Annotated in this window: 22 protein-coding genes and 1 tRNA gene; 14 read left to right on the top strand and 9 right to left on the bottom strand. The window is 36.6% G+C overall.

The genetic code is table 11. The annotated features are described in order from the left end of the window. Nucleotides 1–251: 251 nt before the first annotated feature. Complete coding sequence (locus tag Rain11_RS13905; RefSeq protein WP_165778106.1) at nt 252–422, top strand: hypothetical protein; 171 nt, start codon at nt 252–254, stop codon at nt 420–422. A gap of 38 nt (nt 423–460) precedes the next feature. On the opposite strand, the gene Rain11_RS13840 is transcribed toward Rain11_RS13905, so the two are convergent. The 4 genes from Rain11_RS13840 to Rain11_RS09065 all read right to left on the bottom strand — a co-directional run bounded on the left by Rain11_RS13840 (nt 461) and on the right by Rain11_RS09065 (nt 2,654). Then, a complete protein-coding gene (locus Rain11_RS13840; RefSeq protein ID WP_133121553.1) occupies nt 461–673 on the bottom strand; it encodes a hypothetical protein in 213 nt (70 codons plus the stop codon). 253 nt (nt 674–926) lie between these two features. Further along, nucleotides 927–1,013, bottom strand: a tRNA-Ser gene (locus tag Rain11_RS09055). A 64-nt stretch (nt 1,014–1,077) separates the two neighbouring features. Then, a complete protein-coding gene (locus Rain11_RS09060; RefSeq protein WP_101359041.1) occupies nt 1,078–1,503 on the bottom strand; it encodes an IS1/IS1595 family N-terminal zinc-binding domain-containing protein in 426 nt (141 codons plus the stop codon). Between the two features lie 32 nt (nt 1,504–1,535). Then, nucleotides 1,536–2,654, bottom strand: a complete 1,119-nt coding sequence (locus tag Rain11_RS09065) for a glycosyltransferase family 4 protein (protein WP_101359042.1) — start codon at nt 2,652–2,654, stop codon at nt 1,536–1,538. A 162-nt stretch (nt 2,655–2,816) separates the two neighbouring features. Here Rain11_RS09065 and Rain11_RS09070 point away from each other — a divergent pair, with 162 nt between their 5' ends. Further along, entirely contained in the window at nt 2,817–3,143 is a 327-nt protein-coding gene (locus Rain11_RS09070; protein WP_101359043.1) for a phasin family protein, read from the top strand. A 154-nt stretch (nt 3,144–3,297) separates the two neighbouring features. After that, complete coding sequence (locus Rain11_RS09075) at nt 3,298–3,930, top strand: TetR/AcrR family transcriptional regulator (protein WP_101359044.1); 633 nt, start codon at nt 3,298–3,300, stop codon at nt 3,928–3,930. On the opposite strand, the gene Rain11_RS09080 is transcribed toward Rain11_RS09075, so the two are convergent. Further along, entirely contained in the window at nt 3,927–4,379 is a 453-nt protein-coding gene (locus Rain11_RS09080; RefSeq protein ID WP_101359045.1) for an SRPBCC family protein, read from the bottom strand. The genes Rain11_RS09075 and Rain11_RS09080 overlap by 4 nt on opposite strands. Before the next feature lie 202 nt (nt 4,380–4,581). Between Rain11_RS09080 and acpP the strand changes: the two genes are divergently transcribed. From acpP to Rain11_RS09100, 4 genes are all read left to right on the top strand, one after another. After that, entirely contained in the window at nt 4,582–4,848 is a 267-nt protein-coding gene (acpP, locus tag Rain11_RS09085; RefSeq protein ID WP_101359046.1) for an acyl carrier protein, read from the top strand. A 112-nt stretch (nt 4,849–4,960) separates the two neighbouring features. Further along, complete coding sequence (locus tag Rain11_RS09090; protein WP_101359047.1) at nt 4,961–5,425, top strand: TonB-dependent receptor plug domain-containing protein; 465 nt, start codon at nt 4,961–4,963, stop codon at nt 5,423–5,425. Next, nucleotides 5,370–7,037 (top strand): TonB-dependent receptor plug domain-containing protein, encoded by a 1,668-nt coding sequence (locus Rain11_RS09095; RefSeq protein WP_101359048.1) that lies wholly within the window; start codon nt 5,370–5,372, stop codon nt 7,035–7,037. Before Rain11_RS09090 ends, Rain11_RS09095 begins: the two co-directional genes overlap by 56 nt. Nucleotide 7,038: 1 nt before the next feature. Next, complete coding sequence (locus tag Rain11_RS09100; RefSeq protein ID WP_101359049.1) at nt 7,039–7,566, top strand: gamma carbonic anhydrase family protein; 528 nt, start codon at nt 7,039–7,041, stop codon at nt 7,564–7,566. Here Rain11_RS09100 and Rain11_RS09105 read toward each other — a convergent pair. Next, entirely contained in the window at nt 7,520–9,025 is a 1,506-nt protein-coding gene (locus Rain11_RS09105) for a sodium:solute symporter (protein ID WP_101359050.1), read from the bottom strand. The two genes, Rain11_RS09100 and Rain11_RS09105, sit on opposite strands and share 47 nt — an antisense overlap. Before the next feature lie 120 nt (nt 9,026–9,145). Here Rain11_RS09105 and Rain11_RS09110 point away from each other — a divergent pair, with 120 nt between their 5' ends. Next, nucleotides 9,146–10,318, top strand: coding sequence for a LysM peptidoglycan-binding domain-containing protein (locus Rain11_RS09110; RefSeq protein ID WP_101359051.1), 1,173 nt, complete (start codon nt 9,146–9,148; stop codon nt 10,316–10,318). A gap of 8 nt (nt 10,319–10,326) precedes the next feature. Next, nucleotides 10,327–11,283: a type IX secretion system membrane protein PorP/SprF gene (locus tag Rain11_RS09115; RefSeq protein ID WP_101359052.1), complete on the top strand. Its 957-nt coding sequence runs from the start codon at nt 10,327–10,329 to the stop codon at nt 11,281–11,283. Between the two features lie 44 nt (nt 11,284–11,327). On the opposite strand, the gene Rain11_RS09120 is transcribed toward Rain11_RS09115, so the two are convergent. Next, nucleotides 11,328–11,657, bottom strand: coding sequence for a DNA primase (locus tag Rain11_RS09120; RefSeq protein WP_101359053.1), 330 nt, complete (start codon nt 11,655–11,657; stop codon nt 11,328–11,330). A 169-nt stretch (nt 11,658–11,826) separates the two neighbouring features. Here Rain11_RS09120 and yidC point away from each other — a divergent pair, with 169 nt between their 5' ends. Genes yidC through Rain11_RS09145 form a run of 5 tightly spaced genes read left to right on the top strand, consistent with a single transcriptional unit; the run spans nt 11,827 to nt 17,740 of the window. Continuing rightward, nucleotides 11,827–13,617 (top strand): membrane protein insertase YidC, encoded by a 1,791-nt coding sequence (gene yidC, locus Rain11_RS09125; protein WP_101359054.1) that lies wholly within the window; start codon nt 11,827–11,829, stop codon nt 13,615–13,617. A 48-nt stretch (nt 13,618–13,665) separates the two neighbouring features. Further along, a complete protein-coding gene (locus Rain11_RS09130; RefSeq protein WP_101359055.1) occupies nt 13,666–14,763 on the top strand; it encodes a M42 family metallopeptidase in 1,098 nt (365 codons plus the stop codon). A gap of 33 nt (nt 14,764–14,796) precedes the next feature. Further along, the gene (locus Rain11_RS09135) at nt 14,797–16,092 is read left to right on the top strand and encodes a DNA methyltransferase (RefSeq protein ID WP_207764443.1); all 1,296 of its coding nucleotides are present in this window, start codon (nt 14,797–14,799) and stop codon (nt 16,090–16,092) included. Further along, nucleotides 16,085–16,720: an MjaI family restriction endonuclease gene (locus tag Rain11_RS09140; protein ID WP_101359057.1), complete on the top strand. Its 636-nt coding sequence runs from the start codon at nt 16,085–16,087 to the stop codon at nt 16,718–16,720. The genes Rain11_RS09135 and Rain11_RS09140 overlap by 8 nt, the downstream gene beginning before the upstream one ends. Nucleotides 16,721–16,762: 42 nt before the next feature. Further along, nucleotides 16,763–17,740 (top strand): polyprenyl synthetase family protein, encoded by a 978-nt coding sequence (locus Rain11_RS09145; RefSeq protein WP_101359058.1) that lies wholly within the window; start codon nt 16,763–16,765, stop codon nt 17,738–17,740. Nucleotides 17,741–17,835: 95 nt separating this feature from the next. Here the strand turns inward: Rain11_RS09145 and Rain11_RS09150 are convergent, their stop codons facing one another. Continuing rightward, the gene (locus Rain11_RS09150) at nt 17,836–19,824 is read right to left on the bottom strand and encodes an OmpA family protein (RefSeq protein ID WP_101359059.1); all 1,989 of its coding nucleotides are present in this window, start codon (nt 19,822–19,824) and stop codon (nt 17,836–17,838) included. An 87-nt stretch (nt 19,825–19,911) separates the two neighbouring features. Beyond that, on the bottom strand, nt 19,912–20,682 hold the full coding sequence (locus Rain11_RS09155; protein WP_101359060.1) for a TIGR02757 family protein: 771 nt from the start codon (nt 20,680–20,682) through the stop codon (nt 19,912–19,914). Between the last annotated feature and the right edge of the window lie 4 nt (nt 20,683–20,686).

The following is a 20,686-nucleotide window of genomic DNA, read 5'->3' on the forward strand; positions in this document are numbered from 1 at the left end:
TCAATTTGTGGTCTGGAATTATTGCCTACAAATTCCTAGATAAAAAGCCCACTATTAGAGATTTTCAAGAAAAAAATCTACTTACAAATTTTGAACTTTTTCAAGATATTGCCGCTTAACTCACGTAGTTTTAGGTTTTTGTAAAAGAATGCAAGCAATAGGTTTTGGTTTATATGTAAATGAAAAAAATAAATTTGTAGTTTTTGATTTAGAAACTCCTCTGGAAGAACTATTTAAAATTTTTTACTGCAATGGATAACAACGAAAATAGACCCTCTTTAACGGAATTGCTAAAAAAGGCACTTAATACCAAAAAAAGAACATCTTTGAAAGAGATATTACAACTAAGAAATGAAAAAATGAAGCAACAACAAGCAGAAAAGGAAGAAAAGAAAAGGACAAGGAAAAATAAAAAGGAATAAAGCACGACAAGTAAAAGCCCTTAAAAAGGGCTTTTTACTTATATTTCAGGGGCGTTTTTGATGATTTCTTCATTTTCAAAAAGACCTAAATCTTTCAAATAGCGGTTGGTTTCGTCTAAACTGCTGTGCCTGCACTGCGTTTGAATAAACTTAATCCCCGCCCCCGCCTTGTAATATGCTACCACCCCTGTGTGTTTCCAATAATTGTTTCTAGTTTTTGGGCTCAATAGCCAAAGGCGTTCCGATGTCAATTTTTTTTCCTTCAATGGAAATAGTGCAAATAATTTGTGCTGTGCCTTTACGGGTAATGTAGTTCTTACGAACCCAAAACAAGATATCATTTTTTTAGCATAGATTTTAAGGGTTTAGGTTACTAAACCCAAGTGTAAGAAAATTTGCAAGCGAATTGCAAGCGAATTTTGAGAAAGTGGGACGGGTTTTTTGAGTAGAAAAGCCAAAAAAAAACTCTAAAACCCGCAAGTTTTAGAGCCAAAACAATTTTTGAGGAGAGGAGGGGATTCGAACCCCCGATACGGTTTCCCGCATACACGCTTTCCAGGCGTGCCCCTTCAACCACTCGGGCACCTCTCCTGAGAAGGAGATGAAATTTTTGGACAGCAAAAATAGATAAAAATACTTTACTTGCCAACAAATTTTACTTTTCTTTTCTAAAACGCTCCCACTTGATAAGCATAAATTTATCACCAATTTCCGTAATTATCATTCCTGCCCCTTTCAAATTCGTGGGATTTTGCATAAATTCTGTTAGTTCCTGATGATTAAAAATCCGATAAGTGGGGTGATATTCGTAATTTTCTGGGACTTTAATTTTATACTTACGAACCCAATTCATCACTGAAACGTGGCTTATGCCTAAAATTCGCTCTATTTCACGATAGCTTATGCCTTCTAAATGTAATTGCAAAGCTTTTACTACATAGTAGTTATCAATTTGCTTGCCTTGCTTTTGAACCGTAAAGAAATAGTTGCAGTTCTTACAATGAAATCGTTGTCTTCGGGCAACGATACCACTTTTTATCACATTGAGCGAATTGCAGCGGGGGCACTGTTTGTTGGGCATTTTGCGTAAAAATATTTTGGAATGACAAAAAACTAATTTTTAGCTTTCAAAATTTCTTGAATGGCTAAGATATATTTTTCAAAAACGATTTTTTCGTCAAAATGAGTTTCAACGAGTTTTCTGCTGTTTGCTCCCATTTCTTGGCGTTCTTTTTCGGAAAGCAGAAGCATTCGTATCATTGCTTGTGCCAAACTTTCTGCACTGCGAACTTTACACAAAAATCCATTTTCATTGTTTTTCACCACTTCTTTGCACCCCGCCACATTCGTAGCGATGAGTGGCTTTGCCATTGCGGCGGCTTCCAGAAGCGAACGAGGTGTGCCTTCCCGATACGAAGGTAGTACTACTACATCTGCCTCTGCTATGTAAGGGCGAACATCTGCCTTTTTCCCTAAATATTCTACTTCGTTTTGCCATATTTCAACTTCTTGGGGAGTGATGTTCAAAGGATTTTCAGGATTATCTTCAAAATCGCCTAACAAGCGGAAAATGGCTTTGGGGTATTGTTTTTTCACAATTTTACAAGCCTCTACAAACTCTCTTACGCCTTTGTCGTAAATGAGGCGGGCTATCATCAAAAATACGAAATTTTCTTTTGCAGTACTTGGCATAGGAGCAAATTTTTCCAAATTTACCCCCGAGCCGGGTAGAAGGTCTGAAATTTCAGGTTTGACGAGTTTTTTCTGAATAAAAAGCGTTCTATCTTCTGCATTTTGAAAAAAAACTTTACTTGCAAAACGAAAAGCAAGTCTATACAAGAAATGAGCTATCCGAGAAGCAAAATTTTTATGCAAAAAAGTAGTACCAAGACCTGAAACATTGTTGATGCAAGGAATTTTCAGTCTATAGCAAGCAAGCGTGCCGTAGATATTGGGTTTTATCGTAAAATGTAAAACTACATCAGGTTGAATTTGGCGATAAATTCGGAGCAGTTGTCTGTGAAATGCCAAATCTTTCAGAGGATTAGTACCTTTATTTTCTAAAATAATTTCTCTGTATTCAACATTCCAAGCCTGTATTTTTTCAGTATAAGCGTCTTTGGGGGCTAAAATGTAGATTTTATAGCCTTGTGATAGCAAAAAATTCACTAAACCCGCCCGAAAATTGTAGATATTCCAAGAAGTATTGGCAACCAAAATTATTTTTAGCATAAAACTTTGAAAAGTACAAAAAAATAACTTGATAAATGCAAAAAAAATAAATTTTCACGAAAAAATGTAAATTTTTTTTATCTTTTTTACCAATAGTATGCTATCAGCCTATTAACTTTGCAACAAGAAAATGAAAGTTTCACCCCAAAACCATACACAATTATGCAAGATTTATTTAAAAAATTCATCTACACAGGCATTGGTTTCATTTCTATCACTGCCGAGACCTTGAAAAACACCGTTGAAAAACTAGTAGAAGAAAGCAAACTCTCTAGTGACGAAGGTAAAAAAATTCTTGATGAATTTACCAAAAACACCGAAGCAAAAAAGAAGGAGTTTGAAGAGCAACTCTCTAAAATTGTTGAAAAAGTAACAGCTCGTTTCAAATTTGTAACTGAAAGCGATTTACAAGAGGTGATAAAAAGAATAGAAGTTTTAGAAGGCAAAGAACCTGCCGAAAAAACCACTAAGAAAACTGTGAAGGCTTAAAACAAAACAGCACCAACCTTGAAAATGGTTGGTGTTTTTATTTGATGAATGCTACCTAAAAAAAGGTGGCATTTTTTTTGCTAAAAATTTTTGAGCAAAAATGTCATAAAAATTAAATTTGCACGTTTTTGAAAATATGCTTATGTTTTGACTTATGAAAAAAAGAGAACAAAACAAACTGGCTCGGAAAGCCCGAATTATTGATGTAGCAGAAAAACTCTTTTTTGAAAAAGGGTTAAGAAACGTAACAATGGACGAAATAGCAGGGCGTTTGCGTTATAGTAAAGCTACGGTGTATAGCTACTTTTCGAGCAAAGACGAACTATTTTTTGAGATTTGCCAGCGAGGAAATACTATTTTACAGAGACAACTTCAAGAGGCTGTAGCCCAGCACCCCCTTGGTGTAGATAAGGTGAGAGCTATTGGTAGAAGTTTTTTTCAGTTTGCTCTCAATTACCCGCAATACTACAAATTTATCTCTTATTTTGTTTCGGGAAGTGATTTTGCAATAGACGAGGCTTTGGAAGTAAAAATGTTGCATCTGGATAAGGTTTTGGTAGATGCTATTCAAAAAGGCATTGAAGATGGTAGTATCAGAGAAGTAAATCCTCAACTGGTTTCCAAGTGTTTGTGGGCTATGGGAACAGGTATTTTGGATATGATTTTCCAGAAAGGTGATATGATGGAAAAACACCTAAATATTGAAAAAATAAGCCTTTTTGAGACTTTTTTCCAACTATTAGAGCAAAGCCTCGCCCGAAATCTTGCCGCCAATCGGGAAGTTTAATTCGTTTTTTCTTTGCCAAATACTTTTTGATAGATTGGCTTACGATAGGCAAATTGAAAATACAAAATAGGATAGAGCAGAATATCTAAGGGCTTGAAAGGTGTTTCAAATTCAATTTCATCAATAATTTCTGCTTGCTTGCTATCTTTCTGGATAATGCGATGCTTGTGTTTCCATTTTTTTAGAAAAAAAGGTAGCTTGATGCCCTCATCAATGAAATAAATTTCTTCTTTGCTTTCTTTTTTTTCTACTATCACGCTCTCCCATTCTTGTTTGAATAGCAAAAAATCTAGTTCTACCGCTACGTGGTCTTGGGTATTAGAGCCATCGAAACGCAAGAGCTTTAGACGCGGAAAAGGAGGCGAAAGTTTGATGAATAGTTCTTTGGTAAAAAGTCTAAATACTTGCCTGAAAGGTGTGCTAACCGTGGTTGTAATCTTAAAGTTCATCGCGTTTTTTTATCAAATTTAGAAAGATTTCATTGAATATTTTTAGTTTTTTTTATTTTTTTATTCAAAAAAAAGCGTTTAGGAACGATAATTGTAGTATTTGCAAGAAAGCAAGAATAAATATTTTGCAAGAAACTTTGTAAAGCTAAAAAGTTTCCTTACTTTTGTTCGGTATTCATACTAATTTAACCCCGTTCTGCCTATGAAAAATGTTAAACAAACTGTACTTGATATTCTCAAAGAAAAATTAGAATTACCCGAATCGGTACTAACGATGGAGGCTAATTTTATCAAAGATTTGGGAGTAGATTCTCTGGATTACATTGAAGTAGTAATGGCATTTGAGCAGGCTTTTGGTATCAATATTCCTGACACTGATACCGAGAGAATGCGTACCGTAGGAGCCGCCATTGACTACATCGAAGAGCGTTTAGCCTCTGCACAAAACGAGGAGGAAAAAGTCGCTTAAAATTCTGCTTTACGCCTTGCTCTAAAACTTTTTGAAAGAAATTGACCTCTTTCGGAAAGTTTTTTATTTTTGCCTAAATTTATACAAAAGCACCAAAACCATACAATTTATTATGATGAATAGAAGTAAGTCTTTCTTGTTTGTAGCACTATGTTTTTATTGTAATTTTTTGCTCAAAGCTCAAGATACTGATAGCTCTCGTATCAAACTTTTTAGAAGCTCTAAAGAGGATATTGAGCAACTTCTAAAAAAAGCAGAACCTACCGTGGAATTAGAGGTAGAAATTGCAAGTAAGCAAAAGCAAGCTATTGAGGAAGCTCCTTCAATTATTTCGGTAGTTACTCGCGAGGATATAGAAAATTATGGATTTCGTGATATTACAGATATTTTGCGTTTAGTACCCGGTTTTGAATATGCTATTGATGTGCAAAGCCTTTTTGGCATAGGTTTTAGAGGAATGTGGGGACACGAAGGAAAGGTACTGGTTATGATAGATAACCACCCTATCAATTGTTTTGGCTATGGTAACACGAATTTCTTTGGGCATCTTGCCTGCTTCTGTGATAGAGCGTATTGAGATTATCCGTGGTCCGGGTAGTGCTTTGTATGGTACATTTGCCGAAGTAGCGGTAATCAATATTATTACCAAAACAGGAAAAGGCTTGCAGGGAGTAGAAATCTCCTCGCAAGGCGGGGCAGTAGGGAATAATGCTATTTTTGGCTCTCGGGCTAGTGTAGGCTATAACGACCTTTCTCGTGAGTTGGATATATCAGCAAATATTGCCTTTGCGTATCACCCTATTTCTAATCGGATTTATGAAGATTTTTGGGGTAATACCATACAGCTTGGTAGTCAGAATTCTTGGAGGCATTTTCAAAATATTTCAGGGAAAATTTCCTACAAAAACTTTTACTTTGGCTTCAATCGTATGAACCAAAGATGGATTAGCCCCGATGATTTTACAACTATTTTCCCTGCTAATAACCAAGGAATGATTGTGAATAAACTTAATCATTTTATGGAGGGTTATCAGGTGGGTAATAGATTTAAACTATCGGATAATTTTTATTTTATTCCACGCTTTGAGTATGCTCGGGGCAATCCTGTTACTTCCAAAGAAATTCCTGCTTCCAATTTAGATGAAAATTATAGCACTATTTGCCAGAGATTTACTCCCGAAGTGAGTTTGCAATATGCTGGCACGAAAAACCAACTGGATTTTGGGGCTGGTTTTATCGCGAATACCGTAACAAGTTTTGCCCGTAATGCTTCTCCTGCAATGATAGTAGCCGCAGGTGATAGTACGAGTTTTGTGCGTCGTGATGCTTACTATGTTTTCGGGCAGTACATTCGCAAGTTTGCCCCTTTTGTATTGAGTGTGGGGGGGAGATACGAGAATACTTTTTGGGGGAATGCTTTTGCCCCACGTGCCGCTCTCAACTATGTTGCTCCTAATCAGAAGTTTTATGCAAAGCTCTTATATGGAGAGGCTTTCCGCGTGCCTTTGATTTGGCAAGTCTATTCTGCTCAATATTTTACTACTAATGCTAATCTTACACCTGAATTAAGTCGTACTTTTGAGTTTGAAATTGGCTACAAACAAAAAGGAAACTTTCGTATTTCAACCAACTTTTTTCTCATCAACATCAATACGCCTATTGTCTATTTAGGGACAGTAGATACTTATGTAAATTTTGGTAATATTCGCTCTTTGGGGGCAGAACTAAATACAGAATATAAAGTAGAAAAATGGGGGGTATTTGGTAATATTTCCTATACTCAGCCGCTTTCTGAATATACTACTACGGATTTTTTGGCAAGCGACCGTAGTCATTTTTTAGCTTTGCCTGCTCTTAAAATCAATGGAGGAGCTTATCTTGATTTACCTCGTTTTACTATTTCTACTTATGCTACTTTTATTGGAGAACGCTATGCTCAAACCCAAAACTTTGTACTTAATAACGATGAAAATAATCCTTTTTTGGAAACAGAAGCCTATCCTTCGGTGCTTTTGCAAAATGTTCAAATTAAAGGGAAAAATATTTTCACTAACAATTTGCAAATAGGGCTTCAAATACATAACATTTGGAATGCCAATTATGTGCTTTTACAACCTTACTATGGCGGACACGCTCCTTTTCCATTGCAAGATAGGCAGTGGTTTTTAGAACTTAAATACAAGTTTTGATATGGCTCTTATCGTACCTGTGCGTGGTTTTACTCCTAAAATTGGCAAGAACTGCTTTCTTGCTCCGAACGCTACTATCATTGGAGATGTAGAAATGGGTGAAGAATGCACTATTTGGTTTAATGCGGTAGTACGCGGAGATGTAAATAGTATCCGAATGGGTAATCGTTGCAATGTGCAAGATGGAGCGGTTATTCATTGTACTTATCAGAAATCAAAGGTGGTGATGGGTAATAACGTTTCTGTGGCTCATAATGCCATTATTCACGGCTGTACGATTGAAGATAACGTACTTGTAGGAATGGGAGCAATTATTATGGATAATGCTTATATTGGCACAGGCTCCATTATTGCGGCAGGAGCGGTAGTTCTTGCAGGCACACGAGTAGAACCGCATAGCATATGGGCGGGTAATCCTGCTAAATTTCTAAAATCTGTGGGTGAAAAAGCCTCTGAAATTGAGCGTATCGCAGGAAATTACCCTATGTATGCAAGTTGGTTTGAACAGAATAGCGAGGCTTCAAGCTAATCAGCCACAAACCTGCGTAGTTGAGCAAACCATTGAGTAAAATAAGCTCATCTCCGAAAACATAACCCAACCATTCTTTTGAGTTTTGAGCAATAATAAAAGCAACAACGGGGCATAACACACAAACCAAAGGCACAAGTTTATCTCGTAAATTTCTTTTGGTAGTAATGCCAAAAGCAAAAAGACCAAGTAACGCTCCATAAGTATAACCCGCCGCCTGAAACAATGCCCCAATGATATTCATTTGTGGGTATGCATTTCGTAATTTTTCAAAAAGCACTACAATCAGAAGCAAGAGCAACGAAAAACCTAAATGTACCCAACGAACCGTTTTTTGGGCTTTATGCTCTGCAATTGCTTTTTTGGTAAGTCCGAGAAAATCTATGCAAAAAGAAGTAGTAAGCGAGGCAAGTGCCGAGTCGCTACTGGCATAAGTTGCGGCGGTAATACCCAACAGAAACGCAATCCCTGCTACAACGCCTAAATGTTCAAATGCCAACACAGGATAAACTTGGTCGGTAATAATTTTGCCATTTTGCGAAGGTAAAGCTATGCCTTTGTTTTCGGCATAGAGGTAAAGCAAAGCCCCCATTACCAAGAAAACAAAATTAACAGCCACTAAAATAGCCACAAAAGAAAACATATTTTTTTGAGCATCTTTGAGGTTTTTGCAGGTGAGGTTTTTTTGCATAAGGTCTTGGTCAAGTCCTGTCATTGCAATAGCAATAAACATTCCTGCCAAAAACTGCTTGATAAAGTGATTTTTGCTTTCGGCAAAGTTTTCCCAAAAAAATATTTTAGAAAAAGGGCTTTCGCTTATGGCAGTAGCCAAATGTTCTAAACTCCAACCTAAATCCTGCTTGATAGCTCCAATGGCTGAAAAAAGAGCAAGTAAGAGAAAAGCAGTTTGAAAAGTATCTGTCCAAACAATGGTTTTAATGCCTCCTCGGAACGTATAAAGCCAAATCAGGGCAATACTAATTGCTGTGGTAAGCCAAAAAGGTAAATCCCATTTGCCGAAAAGTCCAATTTGTAGAGCTTCCACAGCTAAAAATAAACGAAAAGCAGTGCCTATGGTGCGTGAAAGTAAGAAAAATGAAGCTCCCGTTTTGTACGTGTATTTACCAAAACGACTTTCTAAGTAAGTGTAAATAGAAATTAAGTTCAGGCGGTAGTAGAGTGGCATTAGCACAAGGGCTATTACCAAATAACCTGCTACATAACCTAAAACTATCTGAAAATAGCCAAAAGAACGCGAAAGCACTGCACCGGGAATAGAAATAAATGTAACGCCCGAAAGCGAAGCCCCAATCATTCCGAAAGCTACCAAATACCAAGGCGATTGTTTGTTGGCATTGAAAAAAGTGGTACTTTCAGCATTTTTTGAAGTAAAATATGCTATTGTAAGTAAAGAAAGAAAATAGGCTGAAAGAATACTAACTACCCAAACAGAAGACATACTATCGCTATTTTATGGCTTACTAAATACAAATTTTGCAAACTTACGAAAATATTTATACGCAAACTTTCACACAAAAATTTATTTTTTCAAATTTGCCATCAGTAAATTGCTTGTTGTATGATACTTTGTGAAAGTAGTTTGAAAAGTGAAAAAGGTTTGCAAAAACCGCTCAATCAGGACTATGTATTAGAATTTTCGTGTTCGCAGGGGCATTTGTGGCTCGTAGCCGATGGTGAAGGCGAAAATCTACGTGGTGTGCAAGCCGCCCGTCTTTTGGCAGATACCATTCGTACATTTATAGAAGATAATAAAATAGCCAATGTGCAAGATTTGCTTCGCAAGGCAATTATCAGGGCAAACGAAATTTTACAAAAAAAAATGCTTTTTGCCGAAGGAGCAATGGCTTTTCAGCAGGGAAATCAGTTTTTTATAGCTACTTTTGGCAAAAATAAGGCTCTGCTTTGGAGTAAAACAAACTTGCAAGAAATTCAGAATACTAATCCCGTTTTGGGGCAACAGGCAATTATTCAGCCTAATATCACTGCTTTGCAAGTTCAAAAAAATACTCAAATCTTACTGATGAGTAAAGGGGCTTTTTTAGGTTTATCTTTTGACCTCATCAAAAATACTTTACAAAGCAAACAAAGTATTCAGGAAAAAGTAGAAAGTTTGATAAAGGCTTCTTTGCAGTCGCAAAATAATGAAAATAGTAGCATAGCTCTTATTTACTTTCCGCAAGAAAGTTTTTTACAAGCTCTCCAAAGAATTTGGAAGCCTATTCAGCCTTTTGTAGTGCCTGTTTTGTTTTTAGCGACTATTGCCACTTTTGTGATTGTAACCCAAAAAAGCCACAGGCAAGAAGTAGAGCAAGTAGAAAATGACCAAATTCAGTTCCAAAAGGCGAGGGAAAAGAAACGACGTTTGGAAGATAGTCTTGCCCAAGTAGATAAAGCCAAAGATGTAATTATCAAGCATAAAGTACAAAAAGGCGAAACCATTGGTACAATTGCTCGTAAATATAACTCTACCGTAGAAGCTCTGATTTCTCTGAATATGTTAGACGATAAAGCAAATGTAGCCGTAGGGCAAGAAGTAAAAGTAAATGTAAAAATGATTTACACACTTCCAAAGGCTCAAACGTTGGAAAGTTTGTATAATGAGCGGTTTAAGCGTTGGGAAAAAATGGGGGTAACCATAGAAGCTATTCAGAAGGCAAACAAACCCAAAGAACTCAAAGGGCTTTTGCCAAAGGGTACGCAAATTATTATTCCTGCTTTGAATAAAAAATAGTGTGAAAAATGTTTGGGAAATACATTTGTAGTGTTATCATTTTTTTCTTGATAGTTGCCTGTTTAGAAAAAGGTAACTCGCAAGATTTTCGCTACAATTTTTATCAGTACAATGCTGTTGGGGTGAATCCTGCGTGGGCGGGTATGCAAGAACAGGCAAGCCTTTCGTATCATAGCCGAAGGCAGAATTTGGCTGTGGGATATCATAGAACTTTGATGCTTTCAGCAATGTACCCTGTGGTGCAAGGGGAAAGGCATTTTGGAACATTAGGATTAAGTCTTTTTCAAGATAAACAAGGTTTTTTAGGGGAAGTAAATGCTTTTGAGCTACTTGCCGCTTGTAATATTTCTTTGCATAAAGCACAAAAAATTTCAGTAGCATTTGGTTTGCAGGGAGGTTCAAGGCAAATTTATGATGAACTGAAAGGAACAGACTACTTTCCTGCTTGGTCGGGAGGACTGATATTTTATCAGCGTAAAAATTCCTATCAAAATCGTTGGTTTGCAGGCTTTTCACAATCTAATTGGCTCGGCAATGAACGATATTTAGAAAATTATCAGTTTTTTGGCAGTTTGCGTACAATTGTAGTGGCAGGTTTTGAAGTAGCCCAAATTGGAAGTTTGGCAATTATTCCAAATGTGAGAAGCATTTTGCAGAGAAATGTAAATTTCACGAATTGGGGTGTAAGTTTGCGAAAGACTTTTTCTGAAAATTCAGGGGCTTGGTTTCGATATGGTTCTTGGGGTATTTCGGGGTGGTATGCTCCACAGCAGGGTTTTGTAGGTGCCATAGATATTGACACACCCGCCATTACTATGGGGCTATCTTTGGGTTTTTCTAAAAAAGAACACTTTTTAAGCTACGGGAATAGTCGTGAGTTTATTTTATCTTTGAAAAGAACAATTGGCAAAAGGCAGGTAGAGGATAAACCCAAAATCAATGAAGCTGAACCTACTATAAACTAAAAAAGCCATCATTGAAAATGATGGCTTTGCCTTATTTATGAATGTTAGAATTCGTCTTCTTCCTCTTCATCAAAGTCTTCATCAAAATCTTCTTCATCGTCCCACTCTTCTTCATCATAAGCATCGTCGTCGTAGTCATCATCAAAATTATCGTAGTCTTCGTCGTGCAAATCCTCTAAGTCTTCATCATCATAATCATCTTCGTAATCGTCCTCGTAGTCATCTTCGTAATCATCTTCAAAGTCTTCGTCATCGTAATCATCATCGTAGTCGTCCTCAAAATCGTCTTCATTGCTCAAAACAAATTTAGAAGCAGTGTATTGAGGATATAAACCGAATAATAATTCAAACGGAGTTTGTTGTGGTAGTAACATAACGTATTAGTTTTTCTGCTCAAATATAGCAAAAAGATTAAATTCCAAACAAAATTGCAATTTTTTTTTCAAAAAACTTTTTCGGAAAGATTTGCTCAAAGATTTTTAGAAAAACGCATTTTTCTCGTAACTTTGCGAGCCAATTTTAAGTTTATCAAAAAAAATTGTTATGGATAGAAACCAAGCTATTGGAATGATACTAATTTCGGTGATGGTATTTGTGTATTTTTTCTTTATTGCCTCGCCGCCCACTGAAAATCCCAGAAAAAACCAACAAGAAACTAAAAAGGATACTTTGCAGAGTAGATTTTTTCAGAAAACATCTCAAAATTCTGTTATTTTGGATAGCACTTTTTTGCGGGGTAAAGCTGAAAATGTAATTTTAGAAAATAAAGTACTGAAAATTACTTTTAGCTCACAAGGGGGCAAAATTCAGCAGGTTTTGCTCAAAAATTTCAAAACCTACGACCAAAAACCTCTCTATCTGCTTGATGAAACTTTTTCGCAAATGAGTTATCTTGTACCTACGCAAGCAGGTAAAGTAGATTTGTACCGAATTTTTTACGAAGTAGAACAGAAAGAAAAATCCATTATTTTTAGAGCAAAAGCAGGTGAAAAAACAATTGAACAAACCTATAAGCTAACAGGAGAGGAAAGCTATCAGGTAGATTACAGCGTAAAAATCAATGGAGTGGCTTTGGGTAAAGAAAACGCTCAAATAGAATGGTCGGCAAATATGCCCCTTACTGAAAAAGATGCTACGCCAAGTCGTATTAAATCTACTATCAGTTACTACGGCTTAAATGATGGTTACGATTATCTTTCTGAAAGTAACAATCTGCAAGACAAGAATATAGATGAACCTTTGCGTTGGGTAGCTTTCAAGCAACAATTCTTTATTGCTTCGCTTTGGGCAACGCAGGAAAATCAGTTTGGCAAAGCCCGCTTGGTGAGCTATGCAGATGAAAATAATCCAAAAATTGTAAAAAGCTATAAAGCTGTTTTGGATATTCCTACTGAAAAATTGCAAAATGGTAAAGCCACTTTTCAATTTTATTTGGGTCCTAATCAGTATAGCATTCTGAAAAATTTAGATTATGACTTCAGTCGGAATGTGGGTTTGGGTTGGGGTATTTTTGGTTGGGTGAATAAATTTCTTATCATTCCTATTATCAACTTTTTAGAAAGTTTTATCGGTAGCTATGGCTTGCTGATAATAGTGTTGGGCATTATTGTTCGTCTTATTCTCTTTCCACTTAACTACAAGTCTTATATTGGAATGGCGAAAATGAGAGTTCTCAAACCTGAATTAGACGAAATCAAGGCTCGCAATGAAGGGGATATGCAGAAAATTCAGGTGGAACAAATGGAACTCTACAAGCAAGTGGGTATCAATCCGTTGGCAGGTTGTATCCCTATGCTTTTGCAAATGCCCATTGTAATAGCGGTATTTACTTACTTCCCAAATGCCATTGAACTCCGTCAGGAGGCTTTCCTGTGGGCAGAAGACCTTTCCACTTATGATTCTATTCTTACTTTGCCTTTTCATATTCCTTTTTATGGAAATCACGTAAGTCTTTTTACTATTCTGATGACGGCTTCCACCATTCTTTATACTTATTACGCCAACCAAACCTCGTCGGTAGAAGGACCAATGAAAATAGCGGGCTACATAATGCCACTGGTGTTTATGTTTATGCTTAATTCTTACCCTGCGGGTTTGAGCTATTACTATTTGGTAACGAACCTGCTTTCTGTTTTGCAACAAATCGGTATCAAAAAGTTGGTAAATGAAGATAAAATCAAGGCTATTTTAGAAGCAAATAGACTTAAAAATAAAGACAAAAGAAAAAGCGGTTTCCAACAAGCATTAGAAAACGCCCTTAAAGTTCAGCAAGAGCGTATGGAAGCTAAAAAGAAAAGTATTGAGCAGAAAAGGAACGACAGGAGAAAAAAGTAATTTGAAGGTAGAAATTTTGAAAAATTAGAATATAAAATCATTTGAATTATGGCAAAGAAAAAGACAAATTCATCGCAACTATCACCCAAAGAATTTTTATACAAATACTTGAATAATGCTTCGCCCACAGGTTTTGAAGTAAGCGGTCAGCAGATTTGGCTGGAATACATCAAGCCTTTTATTGATGACTATTACATAGATGCTTATGGCAGTGTAGTAGGTATCATCAACCCCAAAGCAGAATACAAAGTTGTGATAGAAGCTCATTCTGATGAAATTTCTTGGTTTGTAAATTACATCACGGATAGCGGTTATATTTACGTAAGACGCAACGGCGGTTCAGACCCTGTGATAGCTCCTTCTATGCGTGTGAATATTCACGGCGATAAAGGCATCGTGAAAGGTATTTTTGGCTGGCCCGCTATTCACGTTCGCCACGAGAAAGACCGCGACCCTATGCCTGATATGAAAAATATTTACATTGACATTGGTTGTTCTACCAAACAAGAAGTTTTGGATAAAGGTGTAAATGTGGGTTCAGTAATTACTTTTGCTGATGAAATGTTTGAACTCAACGACCGTTATTATGTAGGCAGGGGCATAGATAACCGCATAGGAGGTTATATGATTGCCCAAGTGGCTCGCCTGCTTTCTGAAAATAAAAAGAAGTTGCCTTTTGGATTGTACATTGCGAATTGTGTGCAGGAAGAGATTGGTTTGCGTGGTGCTGAAATGGTTGCTCACGCTATCAAGCCTGATGTAGCAATTATTACAGATGTTTGCCACGATACACAAGCTCCGCTTTACAATAAAATTATTGACGGCGATTTCACAGCAGGGAAAGGACCTGTACTGACGTTTGGTCCTGCGGTGCAGGTCAATGTACTAAAAATGCTTTTTGAAGTGGCTCAAAAAAATAACATTCCTTATCAGAGAGCGGCGGTTTCACGTTCTACGGGTACGGATACCGATTCTTTTGCTTATTCTAATAGTGGTGTGCCTTCGGCTCTGATTTCATTGCCACTCAAATATATGCATACCACCGTAGAAACCGTGCATAAAGATGATGTAGAAAATATCATCAAACTTATGTATGAGTTTCTTTTGCAACTGCCCAACAAACACGATTTTAGGTATTTTAGCTAATGCTAAATTTTTGGAAAAAAACCGCTAGCTACCTTGAAAACACAACATCTCATAGTTAATGGCGATAGTAGAAAAATGACTGAATTGGCAGATAATTCGGTACATTTGATTATTACTTCGCCGCCCTATTGGCAACTCAAAGACTATGGAGTAGAAAATCAAATTGGTTTTCACGATAGCTACGAAAAATACATCAATCATTTGAATTTGGTATGGAAAGAGTGCTATAGGGTACTACATAAGGGTTGCCGTTTATGTATCAATATAGGAGATCAATTCGCAAGGTCGGTGTATTATGGGCGTTACAAGGTCATTCCTATTCGTGAAGAGATTATTAAGTTCTGTGAAACTATTGGGTTTGACTATATGGGAGCTGTTATATGGCAAAAAGTAACTACCTCTCATACCACAGGCGGGGGAGTGCAGATGGGGTCTTATCCTTATCCAAGAAATGGTATCTTAAAGTTAGATTATGAGTTCATACTCATTTTCAAAAAGTTAGGTGAAGCCCCAAAACCCAGTAAAGAGCAAAAAGAATTTTCTAAAATGACAGCTGATGAATGGAACACCTTTTTCGCAGGGCATTGGTGTTTTCAAGGGGTAAAGCAAAAAGGGCATATTGCTATGTTTCCCGAAGAGTTACCATACAGACTGATAAAAATGTTTTCTTTTGTAGGGGAAACAATTTTAGACCCTTTTGCAGGCAGTGGTACCACTGCATTAGTAGCCAAAAAGCTAAACAGAAACTCAGTTTCTTATGAGATAAATCCCGATTTTATTTCCATTATCAAAGAAAGACTGCGGGTTTATCAGAAAGATATTGATGAAACTTCTTATGAATTTGTAATTCAAGAGCCTTTGAAAATTGATTTTGAGCAAGAAATTCAAAATTTGCCTTATATTTTCAAAGATCCCCATTTGTTTGATAAGAAAGTAGATGTTAAACAATTACTATTCGGGTCAAAAATTGATAAACACTCTTTCTCCGCAAGACAAGAGCTGTTTTCTGTTAAGGAAATCATCAGTCCTGAAAAAATGATTTTAAGTAACAAATTGAAAATTAGACTTTTAGGAGTAAAACAAGATGAGAACTTGAATGGAAAAGCCGTCAAATTTTTGATAGATAAAGTAAAAGGTAAAAAAGTTTTTTGCAGATACGACGAACCTAAATTTGATGAGGAAAATAACTTGTTGGTTTACCTTTATCTTGAAAACAAAACTTTTATCAACGCTCATTTGATAAAAAATAAACTAGTCAGTGTAGATACAAGTCGGGAATATCGGTATAAGGAAAAATTTATAAAGCTTTTTAATCAAGAAAATGCCTAAAGAGTGGATTTTAAATTCAGCTGTTAATCGTTTTCAACTTAATTTCAAGAAAAATGTTGGAGCGGTTTCTGAAGCTATACGAAAATGTTCTCCTAAAAACATAGAAGAGTGGCGTAATTATTATTTTCAAAATGTTAGGTCAAAAGAACATATTGAAGAATTGGGTAAAAGGTTATATGTAAAAGTTACGGAGGTGATTCAAGCAGAAGTGAGTGAAATTACGTTGGAAGACTGCATAAATTATATGCTGCAACTAGTGATAGATAGAACTTATGATGGATATGTAACTGAAATTCAGACTATTTATGGTCAATTACAAGCAGAGTTGGGAATAAAAATAGAACCTGCCCCCGATGAGTGGGATAGGTTATTTAATGTAGATTTTTACATAAAAATTGCTGAAAAATATATTGGTTTGCAAATAAAGCCTATTAACAAAGGGATACAATTGCCTGAAATGTTCAAAGAATACGCTTTACAAGAAAAATCACACCAAGAATTTACAAAAAAATTTGGAGGGAAAGTTTTTTATTTGTTTTCAACAAGTGTTGAAGGTAAAAAAGAAATTCAAAATAAGGAAGTAATTGAGGAAATCAGAGCAGAAATTGAAAGATTGAAACAACTATAATTTTTTTTCGTTTTATATTTTTAGTATTTATCAAACTTTTCAATGCCTATTCGTATAGAAGAGATACAAGCTCCTATTCAGAACGAAATGATGCTTTTTGAGCAGAAATTTCGTTCATTTATGCAAAGCAAAGTTTTTCTATTAGATACTATTACACACTACATTGTTAAGCGGAAAGGCAAGCAAATTCGCCCGATGTTTGTGTTTCTAATTGCGGGAGCTTGTGGGGGCATTACTGAAAAAACTTATCGTGGGGCTTCACTGATAGAACTGCTTCACACGGCTACTTTGGTACACGATGACGTAGTAGATGACTCTATGTACCGAAGAGGTTTTTTTTCTATCAATGCTCTTTGGAAAAATAAAATTGCTGTACTGGTAGGAGATTATTTGCTTTCAAGGGGTTTGTTGCTTTCAGTAGATAATCAAGATTTTGACTTACTGCAAATTGTTTCTACCGCAGTACGCGAAATGAGCGAAGGGGAACTTCTGCAAATTGCCAAAGCCCGCAAGTTGGATATTACCGAAGAGGTATATTTTGAGGTTATACGGCAGAAAACGGCTTCATTGATAGCTTCTTGTTGTGCTGTGGGAGCTTGTTCGGCGGGGGTAAGCCCTGAAATTCAAGAAAAAGCTAAACTTTTTGGTGAAAAAGTTGGCATTGCTTTTCAAATCAAAGATGATTTATTTGATTATGGCGATGCCGAAATCGGAAAGCCCGTAGGGATTGATATTAAAGAAAAGAAAATGACTTTACCGCTCATTTATGCTCTTTCAAAAGCTTCTTGGCTTGAAAAGCGAGAAATTATTTTTCTCATCAAAAACCAAAGTCATAAGAATAGCACGGTGAAAAGAGTTGTGGAATTTGTGAAAAACAAAGGAGGCATTGAATATGCCCAAGAAAAAATGCAAAAATACTATCAGGAAGCTATTACACTGCTGAATAGTTTTTTGCCCCAAAATGAGTACAGCATATCCCTGCAAAAACTTTTACAATTTACTATTGAGCGTAATCACTAACTTTCAGCCACGAATAACACGAATTATACAAGAATACAGAAAAAACATTCGTGCATTCGTGGCAGTTTTGTTGGGTTTTAATTTTTGAGGGATAGCTAATTTACGCTTATAATCTCACATTCAGTACGGCGGTTGAGTTGTCTGCCTTCATCGGTATCATTGGGAGCGATAGGACGCAATTCGCCATAGCCTTTGGCAACCAAGCGTTTAGGGTCAATACCTTTTTCTACCAGATAACGCACCACAGATTGAGCCCTTCGTTCTGAAAGCCCTTGATTTTTAGCTTCTGTGCCAATGGCATCGGTATGTCCCGAAATTTCTACTTTTACTTTGGGGTATCTTTGAAGGAAAGCTACTAATTTTTCTAATTCTACAACAGACTCTTGGCGTAAGAAATCTTTATCAAAGTCATAAAATACTTTGAGTTTGATTTTCGCACCTTTTTCAATTTTCACAAGGTCAATATCTACGATAATTTCTTGGTTTTTGTCTTTGGGCTGGGGTGGTACGGTAAATTCCTCTGAATGAAACATATAGCCTTCCTTATCTACGCTAATAAGGAAATGTTTGTCAGCAGGAACAATGGTTTCGTATTTACCTGTTTTTTCTTCGGAAGTCATTTCCTCCTCTAAGTGATTGTCTCGCAAATCGTAGAGCGTGATAGCGGCGGAAAGACGTTCTTTAGTTTTGGCATCACGAATAGTGCCTTTTAGAATAGTAATAAATTTTTTCTCCTCTTGGGTAGGAGTTTGAGGTGTTGGGATATTAATAGCTACTTGTTTATCTGGGATTTGTGTGTTTTTATCCACTTTTACATACTCTAAATTTCTTTCAGGCAAATAAGTAACATACAAATCCTTATCGCCCAAGCCACCTGCCCTACCTGATGAAAAATATCCTCTTTTATTATCCGCTGAAACCACAAAATAAATATCATCATCGGCGGTATTGATAGGAAAGCCCATATTCAGTGGGGTAGTCCATTTGCCGTCTTTCAGTTCGCTTACAAAAATATCGTAGCCGCCCATAGAGCTATGCCCTTGCGAACTGAAATAGAGAGTAGTTTCATTATGAATGAAGGGAGCATCTTCATCGTAAGGGGTGTTGATAGTAGAACCTAAATTGATAGGTTCGCCCCATTCGCCTTTTTCGTTTTTGGTGGATTTGTAAATATCTAGCCCGCCGAAGCCGCCCGGTCTGTCGCTAGAAAAATACACAGTGTTGCCATCGTGAGTGATAGAAATAGAAGGTTCGCGGTATTTGGTATTGATTTTATTACCCATAGATTTAGGTTCAGTCCAGCCCTCAGATTGTTTTTCGGAAATATAAATATCTCCCATTTTCTCTTTGCCCGAGCCTGTTTTATAGACAAAAAGTTTTGTACCATCAGGCGAAAGAGCGATACAAGCATCGTGAGAATTACCATTGATAGGGCGAGGCAGATTTTTAGGTTCTGTCCATTTACCATTGATATGTTCTGAAATGTAAATATCTTCAAAATATTCTTGGTCATAGTCTTTGCCACCGCCTGTGGTATTGGGGCGGCGAGCCGTAAAAAGCATAATCTTTTCATCTTCTGATATAACAGGTACGTACTCGGGATAGGGTGAATTGAGAATATCTCCCAAATTTTCAATAACTACACGTGAAGGGTCTTTGGTGTACTCTCTGCCGTATTTGCATTCTTGCAAGTGTTTAGGAATATCTTTGGCAAATTCGCTTTCGCTCATTGCTATTTGATAAAATTTTTCAGCTTTATCCCAATTGTGCAAAAAATGATAGGTTTGAGCAAGGTAGTAAGTTAGATTTTTATGATGCTTGGGAGCATACTCATACACAAATTCTAAATGAGGTAGTGCTTTCCCTTTGTGGGCAGTTTGCAAATAGCAAATGCCTAATTTATAGCTGGCATCAACGATTTTTTCTAATTTAGGCTCTTCATTGATGTACGCTTCATAAAATGGAATAGCAAGGCTATACTCCTGATAGCTATAATGATATTCTGCTTGTCTTAAAGATTTTTTTTGAGCAAAAACAAAATTTGCAAGAACACAAAACCACAGAAAGAAGTATAATTTTTTCATACAGCTCAATTTTTATGGCAATAAAGTTAAAAATTTTGGGCGAAAAAGAAAAGATAAATAAGGCTATTTGTTCTTAAAATGCTTTGATTAGATACGTAAGTTACCTTTTTCACTCAGCCCAAACAAAGCAAAATCATATTTTACGGGGTCTTGGGGGCAAAATTTGCGTAAGTTTTCTGTTAGTTCCAAAGCGGCGAGCCAATCGGTTGATTTGCGGGTAATTAGTCCTAATGCTCGGGCGGTGCGTTCGGTATGTACATCGCAAGGGCAGACGAGTTGGGAGGGTTTAATTTTTTGCCAAATACCAAAATCTACGCCGTTTTTATCTTTTCTCACCATCCAACGCAAAAACATACACAGCCTTTTGCAGGTAGATTTTCTTGTAGGGGTAGGTATATGTTTGCGTGTGCGTGCAAGAGCAAAGGGAAGTGAAAAAAAAGTTTTTTCAAAATGGATAAGAGCTTTTTCTATGTTTTTTTCTTGCAAGGAAAACTCTTGAACAAAAGCCTCCTCTAAACTTTCGTGTTTTTTGTACCAAAACTGCAAAAAGTGCAAAAAATAAAGGTTATCATCAGCATTAAAAGTACGTTGTTTGAATTGCAGAAAAGGTTTCAAATCTGTTTCTTGAAAATTTTTTACAAAATGATAGGGGGCATTATCCATCATTTGTAGGAGTTCGCGACATTTGCGAATAATCACTTTTCGCTGTCCCCAAGCGAGAGTTGCGGCAAAAAAACCTGCGATTTCCCTATCTTGCTTGCCTGTAAAGCTGTGAGGAATGCAGATAGGGTCATTTTCAATGAAGGCAGGTTGGTTGAAGTGTTTATAGGCTTCTTCTAAAATTTTATAAACTTGCATTTTT

The organism is Raineya orbicola (assembly GCF_002843425.1).
Classification (GTDB): Bacteria; Bacteroidota; Bacteroidia; order Cytophagales; family Thermonemataceae; genus Raineya; species Raineya orbicola.

Coding starts and splice junctions, on each gene's coding strand:
- Rain11_RS09150 (WP_101359059.1), bottom strand. CDS start 19,824: ATGAAAAAATTATACTTCTTTCTGTGGTTTTGTGTTCTTGCAAATTTT.
- yidC (WP_101359054.1), top strand. CDS start 11,827: ATGGATAGAAACCAAGCTATTGGAATGATACTAATTTCGGTGATGGTA.
- Rain11_RS09095 (WP_101359048.1), top strand. CDS start 5,370: ATGGTAACACGAATTTCTTTGGGCATCTTGCCTGCTTCTGTGATAGAG.
- Rain11_RS09105 (WP_101359050.1), bottom strand. CDS start 9,025: ATGTCTTCTGTTTGGGTAGTTAGTATTCTTTCAGCCTATTTTCTTTCT.
- Rain11_RS09060 (WP_101359041.1), bottom strand. CDS start 1,503: ATGCCCAACAAACAGTGCCCCCGCTGCAATTCGCTCAATGTGATAAAA.
- Rain11_RS09075 (WP_101359044.1), top strand. CDS start 3,298: ATGAAAAAAAGAGAACAAAACAAACTGGCTCGGAAAGCCCGAATTATT.
- Rain11_RS09115 (WP_101359052.1), top strand. CDS start 10,327: ATGTTTGGGAAATACATTTGTAGTGTTATCATTTTTTTCTTGATAGTT.
- Rain11_RS09140 (WP_101359057.1), top strand. CDS start 16,085: ATGCCTAAAGAGTGGATTTTAAATTCAGCTGTTAATCGTTTTCAACTT.
- Rain11_RS09120 (WP_101359053.1), bottom strand. CDS start 11,657: ATGTTACTACCACAACAAACTCCGTTTGAATTATTATTCGGTTTATAT.
- Rain11_RS09065 (WP_101359042.1), bottom strand. CDS start 2,654: ATGCTAAAAATAATTTTGGTTGCCAATACTTCTTGGAATATCTACAAT.
- Rain11_RS09080 (WP_101359045.1), bottom strand. CDS start 4,379: ATGAACTTTAAGATTACAACCACGGTTAGCACACCTTTCAGGCAAGTA.
- Rain11_RS09145 (WP_101359058.1), top strand. CDS start 16,763: ATGCCTATTCGTATAGAAGAGATACAAGCTCCTATTCAGAACGAAATG.
- Rain11_RS09110 (WP_101359051.1), top strand. CDS start 9,146: ATGATACTTTGTGAAAGTAGTTTGAAAAGTGAAAAAGGTTTGCAAAAA.
- Rain11_RS13905 (WP_165778106.1), top strand. CDS start 252: ATGGATAACAACGAAAATAGACCCTCTTTAACGGAATTGCTAAAAAAG.
- Rain11_RS09100 (WP_101359049.1), top strand. CDS start 7,039: ATGGCTCTTATCGTACCTGTGCGTGGTTTTACTCCTAAAATTGGCAAG.
- Rain11_RS09090 (WP_101359047.1), top strand. CDS start 4,961: ATGATGAATAGAAGTAAGTCTTTCTTGTTTGTAGCACTATGTTTTTAT.
- Rain11_RS09130 (WP_101359055.1), top strand. CDS start 13,666: ATGGCAAAGAAAAAGACAAATTCATCGCAACTATCACCCAAAGAATTT.
- Rain11_RS09070 (WP_101359043.1), top strand. CDS start 2,817: ATGCAAGATTTATTTAAAAAATTCATCTACACAGGCATTGGTTTCATT.
- acpP (WP_101359046.1), top strand. CDS start 4,582: ATGAAAAATGTTAAACAAACTGTACTTGATATTCTCAAAGAAAAATTA.
- Rain11_RS09155 (WP_101359060.1), bottom strand. CDS start 20,682: ATGCAAGTTTATAAAATTTTAGAAGAAGCCTATAAACACTTCAACCAA.